The sequence below is a fragment of the Caballeronia sp. ATUFL_F1_KS39 genome (genome assembly GCF_023630985.1).
Taxonomy (GTDB): domain Bacteria; phylum Pseudomonadota; class Gammaproteobacteria; order Burkholderiales; family Burkholderiaceae; genus Caballeronia; species Caballeronia zhejiangensis.
The window spans coordinates 253391-272046 of sequence record NZ_JALQDZ010000041.1 but is presented as its reverse complement, the minus strand read 5'-3'; the positions used below and the strand labels follow the sequence as shown (position 1 = coordinate 272046).

General features: G+C 61.6%; 15 protein-coding genes and 2 pseudogenes. 9 read left to right on the top strand and 8 right to left on the bottom strand.

Annotated elements, in window-relative coordinates:
- Window positions 1-15 precede the first annotated feature (15 nt).
- From NCR93_RS22425 to NCR93_RS22415, 3 genes and pseudogenes are all read left to right on the top strand, one after another.
- Window positions 16-321, top strand: coding sequence for a DUF485 domain-containing protein (locus NCR93_RS22425; protein WP_086969236.1), 306 nt, complete (start codon window positions 16-18; stop codon window positions 319-321).
- Window positions 318-1979, top strand: a complete 1662-nt coding sequence (locus NCR93_RS22420; protein WP_008348460.1) for a cation acetate symporter — start codon at window positions 318-320, stop codon at window positions 1977-1979. The genes NCR93_RS22425 and NCR93_RS22420 overlap by 4 nt, the downstream gene beginning before the upstream one ends.
- 131 nt (window positions 1980-2110) lie before the next feature.
- Window positions 2111-3567: pseudogene (locus NCR93_RS22415) on the top strand (NAD-dependent succinate-semialdehyde dehydrogenase).
- A gap of 13 nt (window positions 3568-3580) precedes the next feature.
- Here the strand turns inward: NCR93_RS22415 and NCR93_RS22410 are convergent.
- From NCR93_RS22410 to NCR93_RS22400, 3 genes and pseudogenes are all read right to left on the bottom strand, one after another.
- Window positions 3581-4027 carry a universal stress protein gene (locus NCR93_RS22410; protein WP_008348456.1) on the bottom strand — a complete coding sequence of 149 codons (447 nt, stop codon included), beginning with the start codon at window positions 4025-4027 and terminating at the stop codon, window positions 3581-3583.
- Window positions 4028-4272: 245 nt separating this feature from the next.
- Window positions 4273-7014: an MGH1-like glycoside hydrolase domain-containing protein gene (locus tag NCR93_RS22405; RefSeq protein ID WP_175981160.1), complete on the bottom strand. Its 2742-nt coding sequence runs from the start codon at window positions 7012-7014 to the stop codon at window positions 4273-4275.
- 99 nt (window positions 7015-7113) lie between these two features.
- A pseudogene (locus NCR93_RS22400) lies at window positions 7114-7950 on the bottom strand (cation:dicarboxylate symporter family transporter); the annotation flags it as partial.
- Window positions 7951-8043: 93 nt separating this feature from the next.
- On the opposite strand from NCR93_RS22400, the gene NCR93_RS22395 reads away from it, so the two are divergent.
- Both NCR93_RS22395 and NCR93_RS22390 read left to right on the top strand, forming a co-directional pair.
- On the top strand, window positions 8044-8394 hold the full coding sequence (locus NCR93_RS22395; protein ID WP_239294853.1) for a UTRA domain-containing protein: 351 nt from the start codon (window positions 8044-8046) through the stop codon (window positions 8392-8394).
- A 305-nt stretch (window positions 8395-8699) separates the two neighbouring features.
- Window positions 8700-9635: a LysR substrate-binding domain-containing protein gene (locus NCR93_RS22390; protein ID WP_008348449.1), complete on the top strand. Its 936-nt coding sequence runs from the start codon at window positions 8700-8702 to the stop codon at window positions 9633-9635.
- Here NCR93_RS22390 and NCR93_RS22385 read toward each other — a convergent pair.
- The 3 genes from NCR93_RS22385 to NCR93_RS22375 are packed head-to-tail and all read right to left on the bottom strand — an operon-like array spanning window position 9632 to window position 12829.
- Window positions 9632-10810, bottom strand: a complete 1179-nt coding sequence (locus NCR93_RS22385; RefSeq protein WP_175981158.1) for a CaiB/BaiF CoA transferase family protein — start codon at window positions 10808-10810, stop codon at window positions 9632-9634. The genes NCR93_RS22390 and NCR93_RS22385 overlap by 4 nt on opposite strands.
- A 12-nt stretch (window positions 10811-10822) precedes the next feature.
- The gene (locus NCR93_RS22380; RefSeq protein ID WP_175981156.1) at window positions 10823-11986 is read right to left on the bottom strand and encodes an acyl-CoA dehydrogenase family protein; all 1164 of its coding nucleotides are present in this window, start codon (window positions 11984-11986) and stop codon (window positions 10823-10825) included.
- A 27-nt stretch (window positions 11987-12013) separates the two neighbouring features.
- Window positions 12014-12829, bottom strand: coding sequence for an HTD2 family dehydratase (locus tag NCR93_RS22375; RefSeq protein ID WP_175981154.1), 816 nt, complete (start codon window positions 12827-12829; stop codon window positions 12014-12016).
- Window positions 12830-13043: 214 nt separating this feature from the next.
- Here NCR93_RS22375 and NCR93_RS22370 point away from each other — a divergent pair, with 214 nt between their 5' ends.
- Complete coding sequence (locus NCR93_RS22370; protein ID WP_175981153.1) at window positions 13044-13910, top strand: NmrA family NAD(P)-binding protein; 867 nt, start codon at window positions 13044-13046, stop codon at window positions 13908-13910.
- On the opposite strand, the gene NCR93_RS22365 is transcribed toward NCR93_RS22370, so the two are convergent.
- Complete coding sequence (locus tag NCR93_RS22365; RefSeq protein ID WP_175981151.1) at window positions 13901-15022, bottom strand: MBL fold metallo-hydrolase; 1122 nt, start codon at window positions 15020-15022, stop codon at window positions 13901-13903. The two genes, NCR93_RS22370 and NCR93_RS22365, sit on opposite strands and share 10 nt — an antisense overlap.
- 95 nt (window positions 15023-15117) lie before the next feature.
- On the opposite strand from NCR93_RS22365, the gene NCR93_RS22360 reads away from it, so the two are divergent.
- From NCR93_RS22360 to NCR93_RS22350, 3 genes are all read left to right on the top strand, one after another.
- Complete coding sequence (locus tag NCR93_RS22360) at window positions 15118-15762, top strand: TetR/AcrR family transcriptional regulator (RefSeq protein WP_008348435.1); 645 nt, start codon at window positions 15118-15120, stop codon at window positions 15760-15762.
- A gap of 164 nt (window positions 15763-15926) precedes the next feature.
- A complete protein-coding gene (locus NCR93_RS22355) occupies window positions 15927-16193 on the top strand; it encodes a hypothetical protein (protein WP_175981149.1) in 267 nt (88 codons plus the stop codon).
- Window positions 16194-16310: 117 nt separating this feature from the next.
- Window positions 16311-16871 carry a ProQ/FinO family protein gene (locus tag NCR93_RS22350; RefSeq protein WP_175981146.1) on the top strand — a complete coding sequence of 187 codons (561 nt, stop codon included), beginning with the start codon at window positions 16311-16313 and terminating at the stop codon, window positions 16869-16871.
- 171 nt (window positions 16872-17042) lie between these two features.
- Here the strand turns inward: NCR93_RS22350 and NCR93_RS22345 are convergent, their stop codons facing one another.
- On the bottom strand, window positions 17043-18197 hold the full coding sequence (locus NCR93_RS22345; RefSeq protein ID WP_175981266.1) for a porin: 1155 nt from the start codon (window positions 18195-18197) through the stop codon (window positions 17043-17045).
- Window positions 18198-18656: the final 459 nt, after the last annotated feature.

Below are 18656 nucleotides of genomic sequence, written 5' to 3'. Positions count from 1 at the left end.
CAGGAGACGACGGAAATGGATCTGAAGATCGTAGAGAAAATAAAGTCGAGCGCCGCTTACGGCGAACTGGTGCGAAAGCGCTCGAAGCTCGGCTGGACGCTGACGGCACTCGTGCTGATCGTCTATTACGGCTATGTGCTGCTCATCGCATTCAACAAGGATCTGCTCGCCGCGAAGATGGGCGCGGGCGTCATGACATGGGGCATGCCGATCGGCCTGTTCGTGATCGTGTTCACGGTCGTCATCACGGGGCTGTATGTGCGCCACGCCAACAGCACGTACGACGAACTCACCGACAAGATCAAGCGGGAGGCCGCATGAAGCCGCAACGCATCGTCACGGCGGGCGCGCTTTTCGCGGCGTCCGCGAGTTCATTTGCAGCAGGCGGCGATCTCGGTCAGGCGGTCAAGCAGGCGACCAACTGGACCGCGATCTGCATGTTCATCGCGTTCGTGATCGCGACGCTCTTCATCACCAAATGGGCCGCGAAGAAGACGCGTTCCGCGGCCGAGTTCTACACGGCGGGCGGCGGCATCACGGGCTTTCAGAACGGTCTTGCGATCGCGGGCGACTTCATGTCGGCGGCGTCGTTTCTCGGCATTTCGGCGGCGGTTTATAGCAATGGCTATGACGGGCTGATCTATTCGATCGGCTTTCTCGTCGGCTGGCCGATCATCACGTTCCTGATGGCGGAGCGTCTGCGCAATCTCGGCCGCTTCACATTCGCCGATGTCGCCGCGTACCGCTTCAAGCAGACGCCGATTCGCGCGTTCGCTGCATCGGGCACGCTCGTCGTCGTCGCGTTCTATCTGATCGCGCAGATGGTCGGCGCGGGACAGCTCATCAAGCTGCTGTTCGGGCTCGAATACTGGATCGCGGTCGTGATCGTCGGCGCGCTGATGATGGTGTACGTGCTCTTCGGCGGCATGACCGCGACGACGTGGGTGCAGATCATCAAGGCGTGTTTGCTGCTTGCGGGTGCATCGTTCATGGCGTTCATGGTGCTGTGGCAATTCCACTTCAGCCCCGAGGCGCTCTTCGCGAAGGCCGTCGACGTGCACGAGAAGAAGGCGTCGATCATGGGTCCGGGCAACTTCATCAAGGATCCGATTTCGGCGATCTCGTTCGGCATCGCGCTCATGTTCGGTACGGCCGGTCTGCCGCATATCTTGATGCGTTTCTTCACCGTGCCCAACGCGAAGGAAGCGCGCAAGTCGGTGTTCTGGGCGACGACGTGGATCGGCTACTTCTACATACTCACGTTCATCATCGGCTTCGGCGCGATCGTGCTGGTGAGCACCAATCCGATGTTCAAGGATGCGGGCGGCAAGCTGCTCGGCGGCACGAACATGGCGGCGGTGCATCTCGCGAGCGCGGTCGGCGGCAACGTGTTCCTCGGCTTCATCTCGGCAGTTGCGTTTGCAACTATCCTCGCAGTGGTGGCGGGCCTGACGCTCGCGGGTGCATCGGCGGTGTCGCACGATCTCTATGCGACCGTGTTCAAGAAGGGCAAGGCGTCCAGCAAGAGCGAACTGAAGGTGTCGCGCATCACGACGATCGTGCTCGGCATCGTCGCGGTCGTGCTCGGCATCGTGTTCGAGAAGCAGAACATCGCGTTCATGGTGTCGCTCGCGTTCGCGGTCGCGGCGTCCGCCAACTTTCCGGTGCTCTTCATGTCGGTCCTGTGGCGCGGCTGCACGACGCGCGGCGCGGCAATCGGCGGCTTTCTCGGCCTGCTTTCGGCGGTCGTGATGACGGTCCTGTCCAAAGCCGTATGGGTCGATGTGTTCCACTACGCGGATGCGCCGTTCCCGTATGCATCGCCTGCGCTGTTCTCGATGGCGATCGGTTTCATCGGCATCTGGCTCTTCTCCGTAACCGATCAATCGGCGCGTGCGCGTGTCGATAAAGCAGGCTTCGAAGCGCAGACCGTGCGCTCCGAAACGGGCATCGGCGCGGTGGAGGGCGCGAGCCATTGATGTGATGTTGAGTGAGCGGCGCGCGCAGTATTCGTATACCCGGGATGCCGCGCGCGTCCGAATGGCGAGTGGAAAATGCGTTAAGCTCGATGCACCTGATTGCACGAAGCGCCAACGCATTGGAGCGAGCCATGGAACTGCAGTGTCCCAGTCTTTTCGAACAATCGGCGTATATCGGCGGCGCGTGGATCGACAATACTTCGCTGCCGCGCGTGTCTGTCATCAATCCATCCACTAAAGAAATCATCGGCTCGGTGCCGCAGGTCACGGACGAGCAGGTGACGGAGGCCATCCAGTGCGCGCACGCGGCGCTGCAGGACTGGCGCAGCTGGAGCAGTCGCGAGCGCGCGTCGGTGCTGAGAGAGTGGGCGCGCCTCGTCGAACATCATCGCGACGATCTCGCCATCATCCTCTGCCGCGAACAAGGCAAGCCGCTGCACGAAGCGCGCTCCGAAATCACGCAGGCCGCGAATTATCTCGACTGGTTCGCCGAGGAAGCGCGCCGCATTTACGGCGACAACATTCCCGCGCCGCGACGCAATCAACGCATACGTGTGCTGCATCAGCCGATTGGCGTGTGCGGCGCGATCACGTCATGGACCTTTCCTTCGTCGATGGTTGCGCGACGCGTCGCGCTGCGCTCGCGGCGGGCTGCACGGTCATCCATCACCCCGATCCGCAGACGCCATTCTCCGCGCTCGCGCTGTGCGTGCTCGGCGAGAACGCGGGCTTGCCGCGCGGCGTGCTCTCCGTGTTGACGGGCGAGGGCGAACCGGTTCGCAGCACGCTGCTTGCGAGCCCCGACGTGAGGAAAGTATCGTTCACCGGTTCCATCGAGGAAGGCAAGCGGCTGATGACTTTATGCGCGCCTACCGTGAAGAAGATGTCGCTCGAACTGGGGGCGAACTGTCCGTTTATCGTGTTCGACGACGCGGACATCGACCTCGCCGTGAAGGGCGCGCTCGATGCGCGGTTTCGTCATTCGGGGCAGGCGGCGATGTGCGCGAACCGCTTCTTCGTGCATGAGGACGTGTACGAGACTTTCGTCGCGAAGCTCGTGTCCAAGGTCGCGTTGCTGAAAGTGAGCGACGGGCTGGACGAGGGCGCGCAGATCGGCCCGCTTATCGGCGATGCGGCGGTGACGCGCATCGAAAGTCTCGTCGACGAAGCGGTCAGGCTCGGCGCGAAGATCGCAGCGGGCGGCTCGCGCGTCGCGCCGGGATCGAACTTCTTCAGGCCGACGGTGCTGACGAACGTCGATCCGTCGATGAGCGTATGCGGCGACGAAGTGCTCGGCCCGATTGCCAGCGTGCTGCCGTTCAGGGACGAGGACGACGTCGTCACGCTCGCGAACGATACACGCACGGGGCTCGCGGCGTACTTCTATACCGCCGATATCAGCCGCGCATTCCGCGTCATGGAAGCGCTCGAATGCGGCGTCGTCGGCGTGAATGACAGCCTCGTGTTCAACGAAGTTGCGCCCTTCGGCGGGATCAAGGAATCGGGCATGGGGCGCGAAGGGGCATCGTCGGGAGTCGAGGAGTATCTCGAAGCGAAGTATGTCTGTTTCGGGAATCTGGAGCGGTAGGACGACGGACGCATCACTCCGGCGGCCTCACCACCAGAATCGGCAAATGACTATGCGTAAGCACTTTCTGCGTTTCACTCCCGAGCAATAGCCCGCGAATTCCGCCGTGCCCATGCGACGCCATCACGATGAGATCGCAGTGCCGCGCCTTCGCCGTATCGAGAATCGCCTCATACGGATGCGCGCCCGTCGGCGCTTCCGTATCGCAAGCGACGCCGGCCTGGGCGGCGATACTTCGCAGATTCTCGAGATATTGCCGCGCGCGGGCCTGATCTGCGGCGTGCGCCTCATCCTGACTCGCGCCGACCATCTCGGCGCTATAAACGGTCATATGAAATGGCCGTACCATATAAAGACCGGTGATGCGCGCACTGTTCTCTTTGGCGAGCGAGACCGCCATGCGGACAGCCGCTTCGGAGAGCGCGGACCCGTCAGTGGGAACCAGCAGATGGTTGAACATGATGACGTCCTCCGGTTCTCTGGGGACATGAAAGAAACACGCGAACCGACGATTCAAGTATAGGCGAGCGCCAGAATTTCCAGCGCGAAAATCAGATCCACGAGAATGTTTTCATCGTCCGCATCCGCAAGGTACAAACGTTCCGGCGGTACCCCGTGCACCAGAAAAATGTGTCGTCGAAAGCGACGGACAGGCGGCTTCTGTTTCGGCAGCTACGCATTCGAAGTCGAATGCTTCATGACGCGCTAGCGTCCCATCTCGGCGCTCGCTTCTTCATGCAGACGCACGGCCATGACGGGCGCTTCCGGCCCCACGTGCGATAACTTCATCAGACGCGGTTGCAGCAGCAGCGCAACGAGCCCGCTCCATCCAGTCTGATGCGACGCACCGACACCGCGCCCGTTGTCGCCATGAAAGTACTCGTGGAAGAGAATGAGATCCTGCGAGCGCGGATCGGCTTGCAGCATCGGATACGCGGCCATCACAGGACGCTTGCCTTCGGCGTCTTTCAAAAAGAGCATGCTGATGCGCCGTGAGAGATCGTCGGCGATTTCGCTCAGCGAATGAAACTTGCCCGATCCCGTCGGATGCTCGACGCGAAAATCATCGCCGTAGTAGCGATGAAACTCGTAAAGCGATTCGATCAACAAGTAATTGACCGGCATCCAGATCGGCCCGCGCCAGTTCGAATTGCCGCCGAATACGCGCGAATCCGATTCCGCGGGCAAGTACCGGATGCAGACGTTCACGCCATCATGATCGAACACATAAGGCTTGTCGCAATGCACGCGGGATAACGCGCGTACGCCATAGTCCGACAGGAACTCCGCTTGATCGAGCGTGCGGCGCAACAGCGCTTTCATGCGATGTCCGCGCAAGAGCGAAAGCAAAGTCGTGTTGCCTTTGCCAGGCTCGGTCCAGCGCGATACGAGCTTCGCAAGGTTCGGCCGATGATCGAGAAACCATACGAGGCGTTCACGCAGTCCGGGCAAGTCGCCGTACACGCTTTCCTCGAGCACATGAACGGCGAAGAGCGGAATCAGTCCGACGATCGATCGAATGCGCATGGGCACGCGCGCGCCGTTCGGCAGATGCAGTACGTCGTAGAAGAATTCGTCGCTGCCGTCCCATAGGCCGGTATTGCAGACTTCGCCGCAGCTCACGGCTTCCGCGATATACAGGAAGTGCTCGAAGAACTTCACCGCGATCTCGACATACGATTCGTTCGTCATCGCGAGTTCGAGGCCGATCTGCATGAGGTCGAGCGCGTAGGATGCCATCCATGCGGTGCCGTCGGCCTGATCGATACGTCCGCCGGTCGGCAGCGGCTGCGAGCGATCGAAGATGCCGATGTTGTCGAGGCCGAGAAATCCGCCCTGAAAGATATTGCGGTCGTCGGCGTCCTTGCGGTTGACCCACCACGCGAAGTTGAGCAGCAGCTTGTGGAACATGACCTCGAGGAACGCGTGATCGCCGATGCCGGTCATCTCGCGATCGAGCTCGAACACGCGCCATGTCGCCCATGCGTGAACGGGTGGGTTCGCATCGCCGAATGCCCATTCATAAGCGGGCAATTGCCCGTTCGGATGCATGTAGCGTTCTTTCACGAGCAACAGCAATTGCTTCTTCGCGAAGTCGGGATCGATCGTCGCGAACGCGACCGCATGGAACGCAAGGTCCCACGATGCGTACCACGGATACTCCCACTTGTCCGGCATCGATACGATGTCGCCGTTGCACATGTGCCGCCAGTCAGCATTGCGGCCATGCCGCCGTTCTTTCGGCGGCGTGGGCTGGCCCGGATCGCCGTCGTGCCAGCGCGTGACGTCGAACTGATAATACTGCTTCGTCCATAGCATGCCGGCGAGCGCCTGGCGTTGCACGAGACGCGCGTCGGCATCGTCGATATCGTGTTGCAGCGTCGCATAGAACTCGTCGGCTTCCGCTTCGCGACGCGCGAAAAGCTGGGCCAGGTCGAGCGGCGGATCGTTCGAAACCGATGCCGGACGCCAGCGCAAGTACATCACGGAACTTTCATGCGGTGAGAGTTGCAGATGCACATGCGCGGCGCAACGCGTGCCGCGATCGCGGCGTATCGCCTGTTCGTCGCCTTCGACGAGATAGTCGTTGAAGCCATCCTTGAACGGCCCCGCGCCTTCGATGCCGTATATGCGACGAACGTTCGTCTCGTTCTCGCAGAAAATCCATTCGACCGGCGCTTGCGCAGAAGCCGTGACATCCATCTCGCCATGCGACGGATTGTGCGCGATGACGCGGGCACCTTCGCGCGCATCGTGTTCGAGCTTCAGCGACGGCTTGCCCCATTTGCTCGACCACGCCCACCGGTTGCGCGCCCAGAATTGCGGCAAGAGATGAAGCGTCGCGGCTTCGTCCGCGCGATTCTCGACGGTCACGCGCATCACGATGTCATCGGGCGCGTGCTTCGCGTATTCGACGTAGACGTCGAAGTAACGGTCGCAATCGAATACGCCCGTGTCGGGCAGTTCGTATTCGGGCTGATCGGGACCGCGCCGTTTGTTCTCGTCGATGAGTTGCTGATACGGATACGCATCGTGCGGATACTTGTACAGCATCTTCATGTACGAATGCGTCGGCGTGCCGTCGAGATAGAAGTACAGTTCCTTTACGTCTTCGCCGTGATTGCCTTGCTCGTTCGTGAGACCGAAAAGCCGCTCCTTGATGATCGGATCGCGGCCGTTCCACAACGCTAGCGACACGCACCAGTCGAGCGGGTCGTTGCCGAATCCCGCGATACCGTCCTCGCCCCATCGATACATGCGGCTGCGCGCATGGTCGTGCGGAAAGTAGTCCCACGCCGTGCCGTATTCGCTGTAATCCTCGCGAACGGTGCCCCATTGACGCTCGCTCAGATACGGGCCCCAGCGGCGCCACCGGTCGAGCCCGGCGCCATGCAGACGGGAGCCTTCCTTCGTTTGCAGCAGATGGATTGCGCGTAGCGGTGGCATGCGACCTCCGTTGCGGTTGCTCATCCAGCACGTTCGATGCGCGGTTTTCCGATGATAAGCGAAGTGAAAAAAAGCGCGGCGATTGCCGCGCTGCGAGAATCATCGCGCCGTTTTTAGCGGGATACCGTCCGGATGAGGATTCGCGTCGTTCATGTCTTCGGGGAGAAGATTGCCGTCCGCGAGCCGCCGGTCTGCTTCGGCGATCTCCGGATAGCGCTCCGGATAAAGATGCCGTTCGCTGACGGCCGCATCGAACGTGCGCGACCACTTCGCGATGACGACCGTCGCAAGGCTGTTGCCGATGGTGTTGCACGTCGCGATTGCCATCGACATGAAGCGGTACACGCCAAAGATCAACGCGAGTCCTTCGACGGGAAGCATGCCCGTCGACGTGACGGTCGCTGCAAACACCACGAACGATCCGCCGGAAACCGTGGCTGCGCCTTTGGACGTCAGCAGCATCAGCAGCAGAATGCCGATCTGATGTTCCAGCGTGATCTGCACGCCATAAGCATGCGCGATGAACATGACGCCCATCGACATGAAGATCGACGTGCCATCGAGATTGAACGCATAGCCTGTGGGCAGCACGAGTCCGACCGTCTGCTTCGCGCAGCCGAGCCGTTCGAGCTTGATCAGACGACGCGGCAGTGCGCTTTCCGACGACGCAGTACCGAGCACGATGAAGATCTCGTCTCTGATGTAGCGCAGAAAGCGCCACAGGCTGAAGCCCGCGAGCTTCGCGATGATGCCCATGACGACGACGATGAAGAGTACGACCACCGCATAGAAACTCACGACGAGCTGCGCCAGCGCGATCAGCACTGCCGTGCCGTTGCTGCCCACCGAATACGCGACCGCGCCGAACGTGCCGAGCGGCGCGAGCTTCATCACGAGGTTGATGAACGAGAACAGCACTTCCGAAACGAGATCGAGCGTCGTGCAGTCGACGCAGCACATCGAAACCTCCGCGAAGCTCGCGAAGACGCTGCGCTGCGCACAGGCACGCCGTGGCTGCGCATATCGAGCGTGCGTATCGACGGCGACAAGGACAGTCCGCCCGTTGGCTGGACCGATGTGTATATCGATCCGGAATACGAGGACGTCGCGCAAGCCGCGAAGGAGAACCCGGATACGCTCATCAGCGCGCTGATCGAAGCGCGTTACGGACGCTGCATCGACGAAATTCAGCAGGACGTGCGTGCCATTGCCGTATCGGCGGAGATGGCGAGACGCCTGCGCGTCGAGGCGGGAACGGCGGCGCTGGAAATCGTGCGCCGCTATCTCGACGCGGGCGGCGCGACGTTCGAGATATCGGTGACGGTGCATCCCGCAGAGCGCTTTTCGGTGTCGATGCGTCTCAAGCGATCGCCGGGCTAAAATCGTCGCGGGCGTGCTATCGAAGTTATCCGGCGTACGTTTTCGAATAACGCAGAAGGAGGACGCCATGGGCAGGAACAGGGCGGCTACGCAAGCCATGAGCTTTAATCGGCTTGCGCGATAGCGGGCATCGGAAGCCGGCACAAACAGCACGCTCGTGTCGAGCTGCATCGAACCGAACGGACCGGGGCATTGATGCGCCCTGAGCGAAGCGAATCGATTCGTATGACGATGCGAGCTATAGAATAGGCGACCGGCGCCAGACGCTCACGAGCGCGCCCTGACTTCGATCCTCGCACCCTCATATGGATGTTCGCCAGCTTCGCTACTTCGTCAGCATCGTCGATTACGGCAGTCTCGGCAAAGCAGCGGAAAAGCTCTACGTGGCACAGCCTTCGCTCAGCCAGCAAATGGCGCGGCTCGAAGAGGAACTCGGCGTCACGCTCCTTCTGCGCAGCAATCATGGCGTCACCCCCACGGCCGAGGGCGACGCGCTCTATCGGCATGCACGCGTCGTGCTGCGGCAAATGGAGCAGCTCAAGCAGGAAGTGACGAAGGGCGCGGGCGCGGAATCCGGCACCGTGGCGGTCGGCCTGCCGACGACGATGGCATCCGTTCTCGCCGTGCCCCTGTTCGAGCGCATTCAGGACCGGTATCCCGGCATACGCCTGCAGTTCTTCGAAAGCATGAGCGGCTATCTGAACGAGTTGCTTGCCAATGGCCGGCTCGACCTCGCGATTCTGTTTCGTGAATCGGATACACCCGGCATCACCGCGTTGCCCGTGCTCGACGAAACGCTTTATCTTGCGGGCGAGCCGGGCGGCGGCATCTCGCCGCGCGCATCGACATGTCCGCTTGCGAAGCTCGCGGGCGTGAAACTCGTCGCGCCCGGCGCATCGAATGGCTTGCGCTTGCTGATCGAGCGCACGTTCGCGAGCGAGAAAGTCGAGCTGAACATCGTTGCGGATATCGACTCGTTGCCATCGCTTTTGCTTATCGCGCATTCGGGCAGAGCCTGCACGATTCTGCCTTCGTCCGCGATCGTGCAATGGAACGAGGCGTTGCTGCCGAAAATGCGCAGAATCGTCGATCCGATCATCAGGCGCCCGGCCAGCATTTGCTGGCCCAACGATGCGCCGATGAACTCAGCGACCGTCGCCGTGCGCGAGACGTTGATCGAGTTGATCGCCGAGCACATTGACCGCGATCGCTGGCAAGGCGTGACGATGCGACGAACCTAGATCGCCTTCGCCGCGCGCAAGCGTTCGATGGCTTCGCTATTCAGCCCCAGTTCGCGCAACACGGATTCCGTGTGCTCGCCGAGCGCGGGCACGGCGTCCATGCGCGGTTCATCGGCGCTGAAGCGTCCCGGCGGATAGAGCGCGGGAATCTTGCCGGCGGGCGTATCGACCTGTGTCCAACGATTGCGCGCTTCGAGCTGTTCATGCTTCCAGACATCGTGCATGTCGTTCATCCGCGCATTCGCGATGCCCGCTTCTTCAAGCCGTTCGATGACCTGTGCGGCCGTCAATGAGGCGAATGCATCGACGATGAGGCGCATCAACTCGTCGCGATGCTGCGCGCGAAGGCTGTTTGCACAGAAGCGCTCGTCGCGCTGAAGCTCGGGCATACGAAGAACGATTTCGCAAAACTTCTTCCACTCGCGCTCGTTTTGCAGGCCAAGCATGACGGTCTTGCCATCGCCTGCGGGGAAAGGGCCGTAAGGGAAGATCGTTGCGTGCGATGCGCCCGCCTTGCGCGGCGGCGTCTGACCGTCGATCGCGTAATAGAGCGGATAGCCCATCCATTCGACCATGCTTTCGAACATCGAAATGTCGATGCGTTTGCCGCGCCCGGTGCGTCCGCGTTCGATGAGCGCCGCGAGTATGTTCGTGTAGCCATACATGCCGGCGGCGATATCTGCGATCGAGCAGCCTGCTTTCGCCGGTGCGCCTTCCGAACCCGTGATGCTCAGAAAACCCGCTTCGCTTTGAATCATCAAGTCATACGCTTTCTTGTCGCGCATCGGGCCATCGGAACCATAGCCGGAGATATCGCACACGATGAGCCGCGAATAGCGCTCCTTCAACGCGTCGTAATCGAGGCCGAGCCGTTGCGTCGCGCCGGGCGCGAGATTCTGCACGAATACATCGGCATCGGCGAGCAGCTTGTGCACGACATCGAGTGCTTCAGGATGCTTGACGTCGAGCGTCACGCTTTCTTTCGAGCGGTTCGTCCACACGAAATGCGATGCGAGTCCCGACACACGTTCGTCATAGTTGCGAGCGAAATCACCTGTGCCTGGACGCTCGATCTTGATGACGCGCGCGCCGAGATCGGCGAGCTGACGCGTGCAGAAGGGCGCTGCAATTGCATGCTCGAACGTGACGACCTTGATGCCTTGCAGCGGGCGCATGACCGGCCTCCTTCAGAACGAACGCGGCAGGCCGAGGATATGCTCGGCGACGTAAGAGAGAATCAGGTTGGTCGAAATCGGCGCGACCTGATACAGACGCGTCTCGCGGAATTTGCGTTCGACATCGTATTCCGCCGCGAAGCCAAAGCCGCCGTGATATTGCAGACAGGCGTTGGCCGCTTCCCACGATGCATCGGCGGCGAGCAGCTTCGCCATGTTCGCCTGCGCGCCGCAAGGCTTGTGCGCGTCGAAGCGTTCGCATGCCTTGAAGCGCATCAGGTTCGCGGCTTCGACATTGACGTACGCGCGCGCAATCGGAAACTGCACGCCCTGATTCTGCCCGATGGGACGCCCGAACACGATTCGATCGTTCACATACTGCGTGACCTTGTCGATGAACCAGTAGCCATCGCCGATGCATTCCGCCGCGATCAGCGTGCGTTCGGCGTTTAGGCCATCGAGTATGTACTTGAAACCCATGCCTTCTTCGCCGATGAGATTCTCGGCAGGAATCTCCAGATTGTCGAAGAAGAGCTCGTTGGTTTCGTGATTCACCATGTTGAGGATCGGCTGCACCGTGAGGCCATTGCCGATTGCTTCACGCAAATCGACGATGAAGATCGACATGCCTTCGCTCTTCTTCTTCACGTCTGCGATCGGCGTCGTGCGCGCGAGCAGAATCATCAGATCCGAATGCTGCACGCGCGAGATCCACACCTTCTGGCCGTTTATCGCATAACGATCGCCTTTTCTTTCCGCGGTCGTTTTGATCTTTGTCGTGTCGGTGCCGGTGGTCGGTTCAGTCACGCCCATCGATTGCAGACGCAACTCGCCCGATGCGATCTTCGGCAAGTAGCGTTTCTTCTGTTCCGTCGAGCCGTGACGCAACAACGTGCCCATGTTGTACATCTGCCCATGACACGCGCCCGAATTGCCGCCCGAGCGATTGATCTCTTCCATGATGACGGACGCTTCGGTAAGCCCCAGACCCGAGCCGCCGTATTCCTGCGGAATCAATGCGGCGAGCCAGCCCGCTTTCGTGAGGGCATCGACGAATGCTTCGGGATAACCGCGTGCTTCGTCGATCTTGCGAAAGTATTCGCCGGTGAACTGGCCGCAGAGATCGCGCACGGCCTCACGAATGTCCTGATAAGCGTCGGATGTCGATTCGATCATGATGTGCCTGCGGATGTGTGGAGATCGTCAGCCGAGCGTGGCGCGCGCCGTCATGCCGAGCCAGCCTTCGTGATCCTTCGACCAGAGTTCGACAGTCCTGCCATCCGCCGATGGTTGCCCGCACAGATGCAGCGTATTGCCCGCGAAACACGGGCGCTGCGCCTTGAATGCGAAGTCGATGACGGTCGCGTCGGGCAACTCGCGGCGCAGCAGGTCCATCAATAAGGTGGCAATGAGCGGCCCATGCACGACAAGTCCCGGATAACCTTCGACTTGCGTCACATAAGGCTTGTCGTAGTGAATGCGATGCGCGTTGAAGGTGAGCGCCGAATAGCGCAGCAGCAATGTCTCGTCGGGAACGAGGTCGCGTTGCCATTGCGCATCGCGAGGCGCGGCGACCGGAGCGGGCGCGGGCGCACCGGGCGCTGCCGGCTCGCGATACACGATGTCGTGCTCTTCCTCGATCGCGGTCGCATCGCCGCGGTAAATGCGATGCCTGACTGTCACGAAGCCGAGCTTGCCGGTGCGTCCTTGCTTCTCGCTGACATTGAGAATCGTCGATTCGCGCGTAATGCGTTCACCGACGATCACCGGCGCGGGGAAGCGCAGGCGTCCGCCGGCCCACATGCGGCGCGGCAAACCGAGATCGGGCAGAAAGCCGCCTTTCTTCGGATGACCGTCTTCCGCGATGAGCGACTGTTTTGCAATGGGCCGGAAGAAGATCCAGTGCCACAACGGCGGAAGGGCATCCCCTTCATGTGGGGCGGCATCGTGATCGAGTGTGGCCGCGAGGGCCGCGACGGATGTGGGCGCAACGATATCGACGGCGCGCTCTGTTTTCATTGTGTCGTCTCCATTTGCCGGGCGGGGCCGGTGAATTACGACTTTAGAGAAATATCGGGCGGGGCGGAAATATCGCTTTCATGTGCCGGGCATAGGTTCAACCTATGACGTGGTGTCATCAATCTCATGACGCGCGGGCCATTTTTCTTCGCGACGCAGCGCCATAACATTCGATCCGTCGAAGTCAAACGCATCACGAGAAAGGAGCCGGATCATGTATGTCGTCACGGGAATCACAGGACAAGTCGGCGGTGCGCTCGCAAACGCGCTGCTGAAAGCGGGTAAGCCCGTACGCGCCGTCGTGCGCGATGAGAGGAAGGGCGCGGTTTGGTCGGCGCGCGGCTGCGAACTCGCACACGCCACGATGACCGATGCCGATGCGCTCGCTCGCGCCTTCGGAGGCGCGCAAGCCGTGTTCGTTCTGCCGCCGCCGGAATTCGATCCCGCGCCGGGTTTTCCGGAAGCGCGCGAAGTCATCGATGCGATCGTCGCGGCCATCGCGCGTGCCAGGCCGCGCCGGATCGTGTGCCTGTCGACGATCGGCGCGCAAGCCGCTCAAATCAATCTTCTGACGCAGCGCACGCTGCTCGAAGAAGCGCTTCGCAAGCAGCCTGTTCCCGTCACGTTTCTGCGGCCGGGCTGGTTCATGGAGAACTGCGCATGGGATGTCGATTCGGCGCGCAACGAAGGCATCGTGCATTCGTTTCTGCAGCCGCTCGATCGCGCGATTCCGATGACCGCCACCGACGACATCGGCGAACTCGCCGCGAAGCTCATGCAGGAAACATGGACGGGCATGCGCGTCGTCGAACTGGAAGGACCGCAACGCACAAGCCCGAACGATATCGCGGCTGCGTTTTCATCCGTGCTCGGCAAGCCGGTGCGCGCGCAGGCAGTGCAACGCGAGACGTGGGAAGGACTGTTCGCGAGTCAAGGCATGAAGCATCCGATGCCGCGCATTCAGATGCTCGATGGTTTCAACGACGGATGGATCGACTTCGAAGGGCGTAGCGAAGATATCGTCAAAGGCAAGACGCCCATCGTCGATGTGATCCGCAAGCTCGTCGGACGTCAATCGTGAACGCCCTCGGCCCGCGACGCGCACATCCGCCACGATGACGCCGGCTTCGGCGCATCGACGGTATCACGCCACCAGCGCTCGCCGCGATGCGGCGCTTCGAGATCGAGCCGCTCGCCCATGCGCGGTGTCGCCACCGCGACGCCTCGCGCGAGCGCCAGGCCCGTCACGCGCTCGAAAGGTTCTTGCCACGGATGCATCGCGAGATCGAACGTGCCGTTGTGAATCGGCACGAGCCAGCGTCCGCGCAAGTCGATGTGCGCCTGCACCGTCTCCTCGGGCTGCATGTGCACGTACGGCCATTGCGGATCGTACGCGCCGGTCTCGATCAGCGTGACGTCGAACGGGCCGAGGCGCTCGCCGATGGTCCCGAAGCCGTCGAAATAGCCGGTGTCGCCGCTGAAGAACACGCGCACGTCATCGTCGACGATGACCCACGACGCCCACAGCGTGCTGTTGCCATCGAAGAGACTGCGGCCGGAGAAGTGCTGCGCGGGCGTGGCGGTGAACGTCAGGCCGTCGATCTGCGCGCTTTGCCACCAGTCGAGCTGACGCACTTTTGCGGCATCGATGCCCCATTCGATCAAACGATCGCCGACGCCCAGCGGCGTGAGAAAGATCGCTGTCGTCGAGGCAAGCGCAAGCACGGTTTCGCGATCGAGATGATCGTAGTGATCGTGCGACAGGACCACGCCGCGCAACGGCGGCAGATCGCCAAGCGCGATGGGCGGCGCGTGAAAGCGCTTCGGCCCGACGTTCTTGAACGGCGACGCGCGCTCGCCGAACACCGGGTCCGTCAGCCAGTATTCGCCGCGCAGCTTGAGTAGCATCGTCGAATGGCCGAGGCGGAAAAGGCTGCGGTCGGGCGCGGCATCCAGATCGGCGCGGGTGAGGGTATCGACGGTCGGCGCTTGCGTCGGCACTGTGTTGCGCGGTTTGTGGAGCAGCATGTTCCACATGATGCGCAGCGTCTTGCCGAAGCCTTCGACAGGACGCGGCTTCACATTGCGAAAGCGCTCGCCGTCATGTTGCGGCGATGCGCTCGACAACGCGCGTCCGCGCTTTGCTGCGGCGAAACCCAGGGCACGGCTGATGCGATCGGCGAACGAAGTCATGAACGTGAAGGGACGTGAGCCCGAAGCGGAAAGTAGACTGCACAGTGTAGTTTAATTTTGAGAGAAAAGTAAACCGATCGGTGTAAAATGTGGGGATGGATTCAAGCGACATCAACGACATTCCCCAGCGTCTGACTGACCGGAAGCGCGCCGCGATCGTGAACGCGGCCGTTGCGGAGTTCATCGCCGCGGGCTACGACGCCACCAGCATGGACCGCATCGCCGCGCGCGCGGGCGTTTCCAAACGCACGGTCTATAACCACTTCGAGAGCAAGGAGGCGCTGTTCGCCGCGATCCTGCATCGGCTATGGGATACGAGCGAGACCGGCGATGCGGTGGCTTATAGCGCGAGCGAACCGTTGCGCGCGCAATTGCTCGCGATGCTCACGCGCAAGCTGCGCCTCATGAACGATGAGGCCTTTCTGTCGCTCGCGCGCGTGGCGATCGCGGCGGGCATTCACTCGCCCGAGCGCGCGCGGGATATGGTGGCGCGCATCGGCGAACGCGAGGAAGACGTGACGGCCTGGATTCGCAAAGCCGCCGCCGATGGCCGGCTCGCAGTCACCGACCCTGTTTTCGCAGGGCAGCAACTGCATGGCATCGTCAAGGGTTTCGCGTTCTGGCCGCAAGTGACGATGGGCCAGCCGCCGTTATCGAAGAGCGAGCAAAAGAAAGTGGCCGAAGCCGCCGCCGACATGTTTCTCGCACGCTACGAACGCGCTGCGCCCAAACACGGGTGACGCAGCATCCGCGAAGAAGCCGAACGTTCATGCGCGAACCCGAATAAGCAGATTTCGCCGCGATTAAGGTATAGGGTCTAAAAGTGCGCGGATTCTTGCGCACGGCGTTCATCTGGCGGTTTTTATCGTCGGGCAGCGGTAAGCCTTCGTCGAAGGAGAAAGTCATGAAGATCGTCCTCGTTACGACCACGCTCGTGGCCGCGTTTTCCCTCGTCACCCTCACTCAGGCGCAAGAGCCGAGCGATACCCTGCAGTCCATCCCCGCACCCGTTCAGCAGAACGCGCAGGGCGCCGCGTCGTCCGGCGACACGGCCTATGGCGGCGTGGCACCGGGGCAGAGCAGGAGCGGGAGAACAGCGAACTGGACCGGCGGCACGCAGAGCAATTGCAGTCCGCGACCGTTCTGCAACGTCTATTCGGGCGGACAGTAAGCGCGACGCTGAGAGGGCGGTTCTTTCGGACCGATGCTCGCCCGAAAAAGCCGCCCGCAACGAGGCCGTCACCGGAGGCTGTTAAAATCGCGATACGTTTTCTACGGGCACGATGTGATGGGCTTCGAACAACTCGCCGGACTGAAAGAGCAACTCGCAAAACAGGCTGCTGCCAGCAACGCAGCGAAGAAGAAGGCGCCGCGCGTGCGGCGTCCCGCGCCGGCGGGCGCGAAGGCGGCGGCTCCGTCCAAACCCGCGGCGGCCGCGTCCAGGCCTGCCGCGGCGCCATCGAAGCCGGTTGATCCTGTCGTGCATACCATCGGTAAGCTGCAGAAGCGTTTTCCGCTCGCATTTCCGAAGAATCCCGCGCCTAAGGTTCCGCTGAAGGTCGGCATTTTCGAAGATCTGATGAAACACGCGGAAGAACTCGGACTCAACGAGAAAGAACTGCGTGCGGCGATCAAGGTCTGGTGCCGCGGCAACCGTTACTGGACCGCGCTCGTGCAAGGTGCGCCGCGAGTCGATCTGACTGGCGCGCAAGCGGGCGAAGTATCGTCGGCGGATGCGGAACGCGCCGTTTATCTGGAAACGAATCGACTGGCGCGCTCGGCGTCGGCATCGGCTTCGGCCACCGCTTCCGCTCCGAAAGCCGCAGAGTCCGCGGAATCCGCCAAGTAACGCGAGACGCAACACCGCGCGCAGTTCGCATCGCGCGCGGGTTTCCCTTTTCCTTTCGCGCTAGTCCAAAAGTTCGTTATAGCGTGGCCCGAATGCTTCGCTATCCGAATCATAAAGGGCGCAAAAAACGCGACGCCTTTCAGCGTCGCGTTTCTTCGAATCAACCTTCGATCAGAACCGGTGACGCAGACCGACGCGCGTCACGAACTGCGTGTTCGCGCCCGCACTGCCGATGAACGACGCCGACGAGCCGATCTCCGCTTGCACCGGCGTGCCGTTGTTGCTGCCCGACGCCTTCTGATACGCGCCGTTCGCATAAACATCGGTGCGCTTCGACAGCGCGTAGTCGACCACGGCGTTGATCTGATGCCACTTGCCTTCGAGGTTGCCGCCGAGATCGGAGAACGTGTAGCCGAGGCCCGCGTTCAGCGCTGGCGTGAACGCGTACTTGCCGCCGATTTCATAGTTGTTCAGGTTCGACGATGCAGCCGTGATCGGCTCGAAGCGCGTATGCGTCCAATTCGCCCAGATCGTCGCGGCGGCGATCGTGTAACGCGCGCCGATACCGTACGTTTCCAGATCGCGCAGCCCTTGCGTGTTCACGTTCGCGATGCTCACGCTGAACGCCGGCGTCGCCCCATTCGGATAGCGGATGTTGGTGTACGCCGCGCCGATGCCGAACGGGCCTTGCGCATAGTTCAAACCGAAGCTGTACGCGCTGGAGGCGCCTTGCACGGCAGACGTGCCCGTTCCCGTCGTGGGCGAACCCGCGAAGTTCGTCGAGTTCGAGAAGCCATACATCGCGCCGAACGTCACGCCGTGGAAATTGGCGCTGCTGAACTTGACCGCGTTGTTGATGCGGCTCGACGTCAGCTGATCCAGATCGTTGATGTGATACGCGTAATTTCCGGCGGCCGTCTGGCTGCCCATCGTGTAGTTGCTGCCGAGATAGTCGGTCGAGAACGAGTATTGACGGCCGAAGGTCAGCGAGCCGAAATCGGTCTTCGCCAGACCGACATACGCCTGACGGCCGAACAACGCGCCGCCCTGGCCGAGCGTGCCGTCGCCGCTGTTGAAGCCGCTTTCGAGCACGAAGATCGCCTTGAGGCCGCCGCCCAGATCTTCCGTGCCGCGCAGGCCCCAGCGGCTACCCGACGCGACGCCGTCGCCGTACTTCACTAGGCTGTCGTGGCCGCTCGCGGTCGCGACTTTATTCGCATAGGTGATGCCCGCATCGATGATCCCGTATAGCGTGACGCTGCTTTGCGCGTGTGCCGCGATGCCGAACATGCCGAGAACGGCCGCCGCTACGATGTGCTTCTTCATTCTTCTTTCTTCCTTGGTGTTGTCCGCGTGAAGCGGATGCCGCTCGACGCGGCCCGGTTCAGGAATCGCCGCCACGCATTCGTTGAGCGCGAGCGCGGCCATCCCGGCTTCGCGAAGGAATTTCGCAAAGGTCGAGTGCTTCGTGATGGGTAGGGCACTTCGTCAGGCGAAACGGGCGATGTCCCGTTGCAAGAACGCAGGCAAGTCGCGTTGCCTCGGCACCTTCGGCCGGCGACTTACGCTATAGCCGATGGAATATAACGCTTCGTCAGGTATCGGTAAATTCCGCGAAGCGCCTTGTAGCGTTTCTTCCACAGCAGCGTCACGAGCGGCACCCGATTTTCCATGCACCGTCTGCAACTAACGGTCCATCCCGCCGCACCACGGCCTGCGAACAGGCGCGCGCATTGCAACGCAGGGCAGGCGATCATGCAAGCAACGCGGGTGTGTCTTTAGATC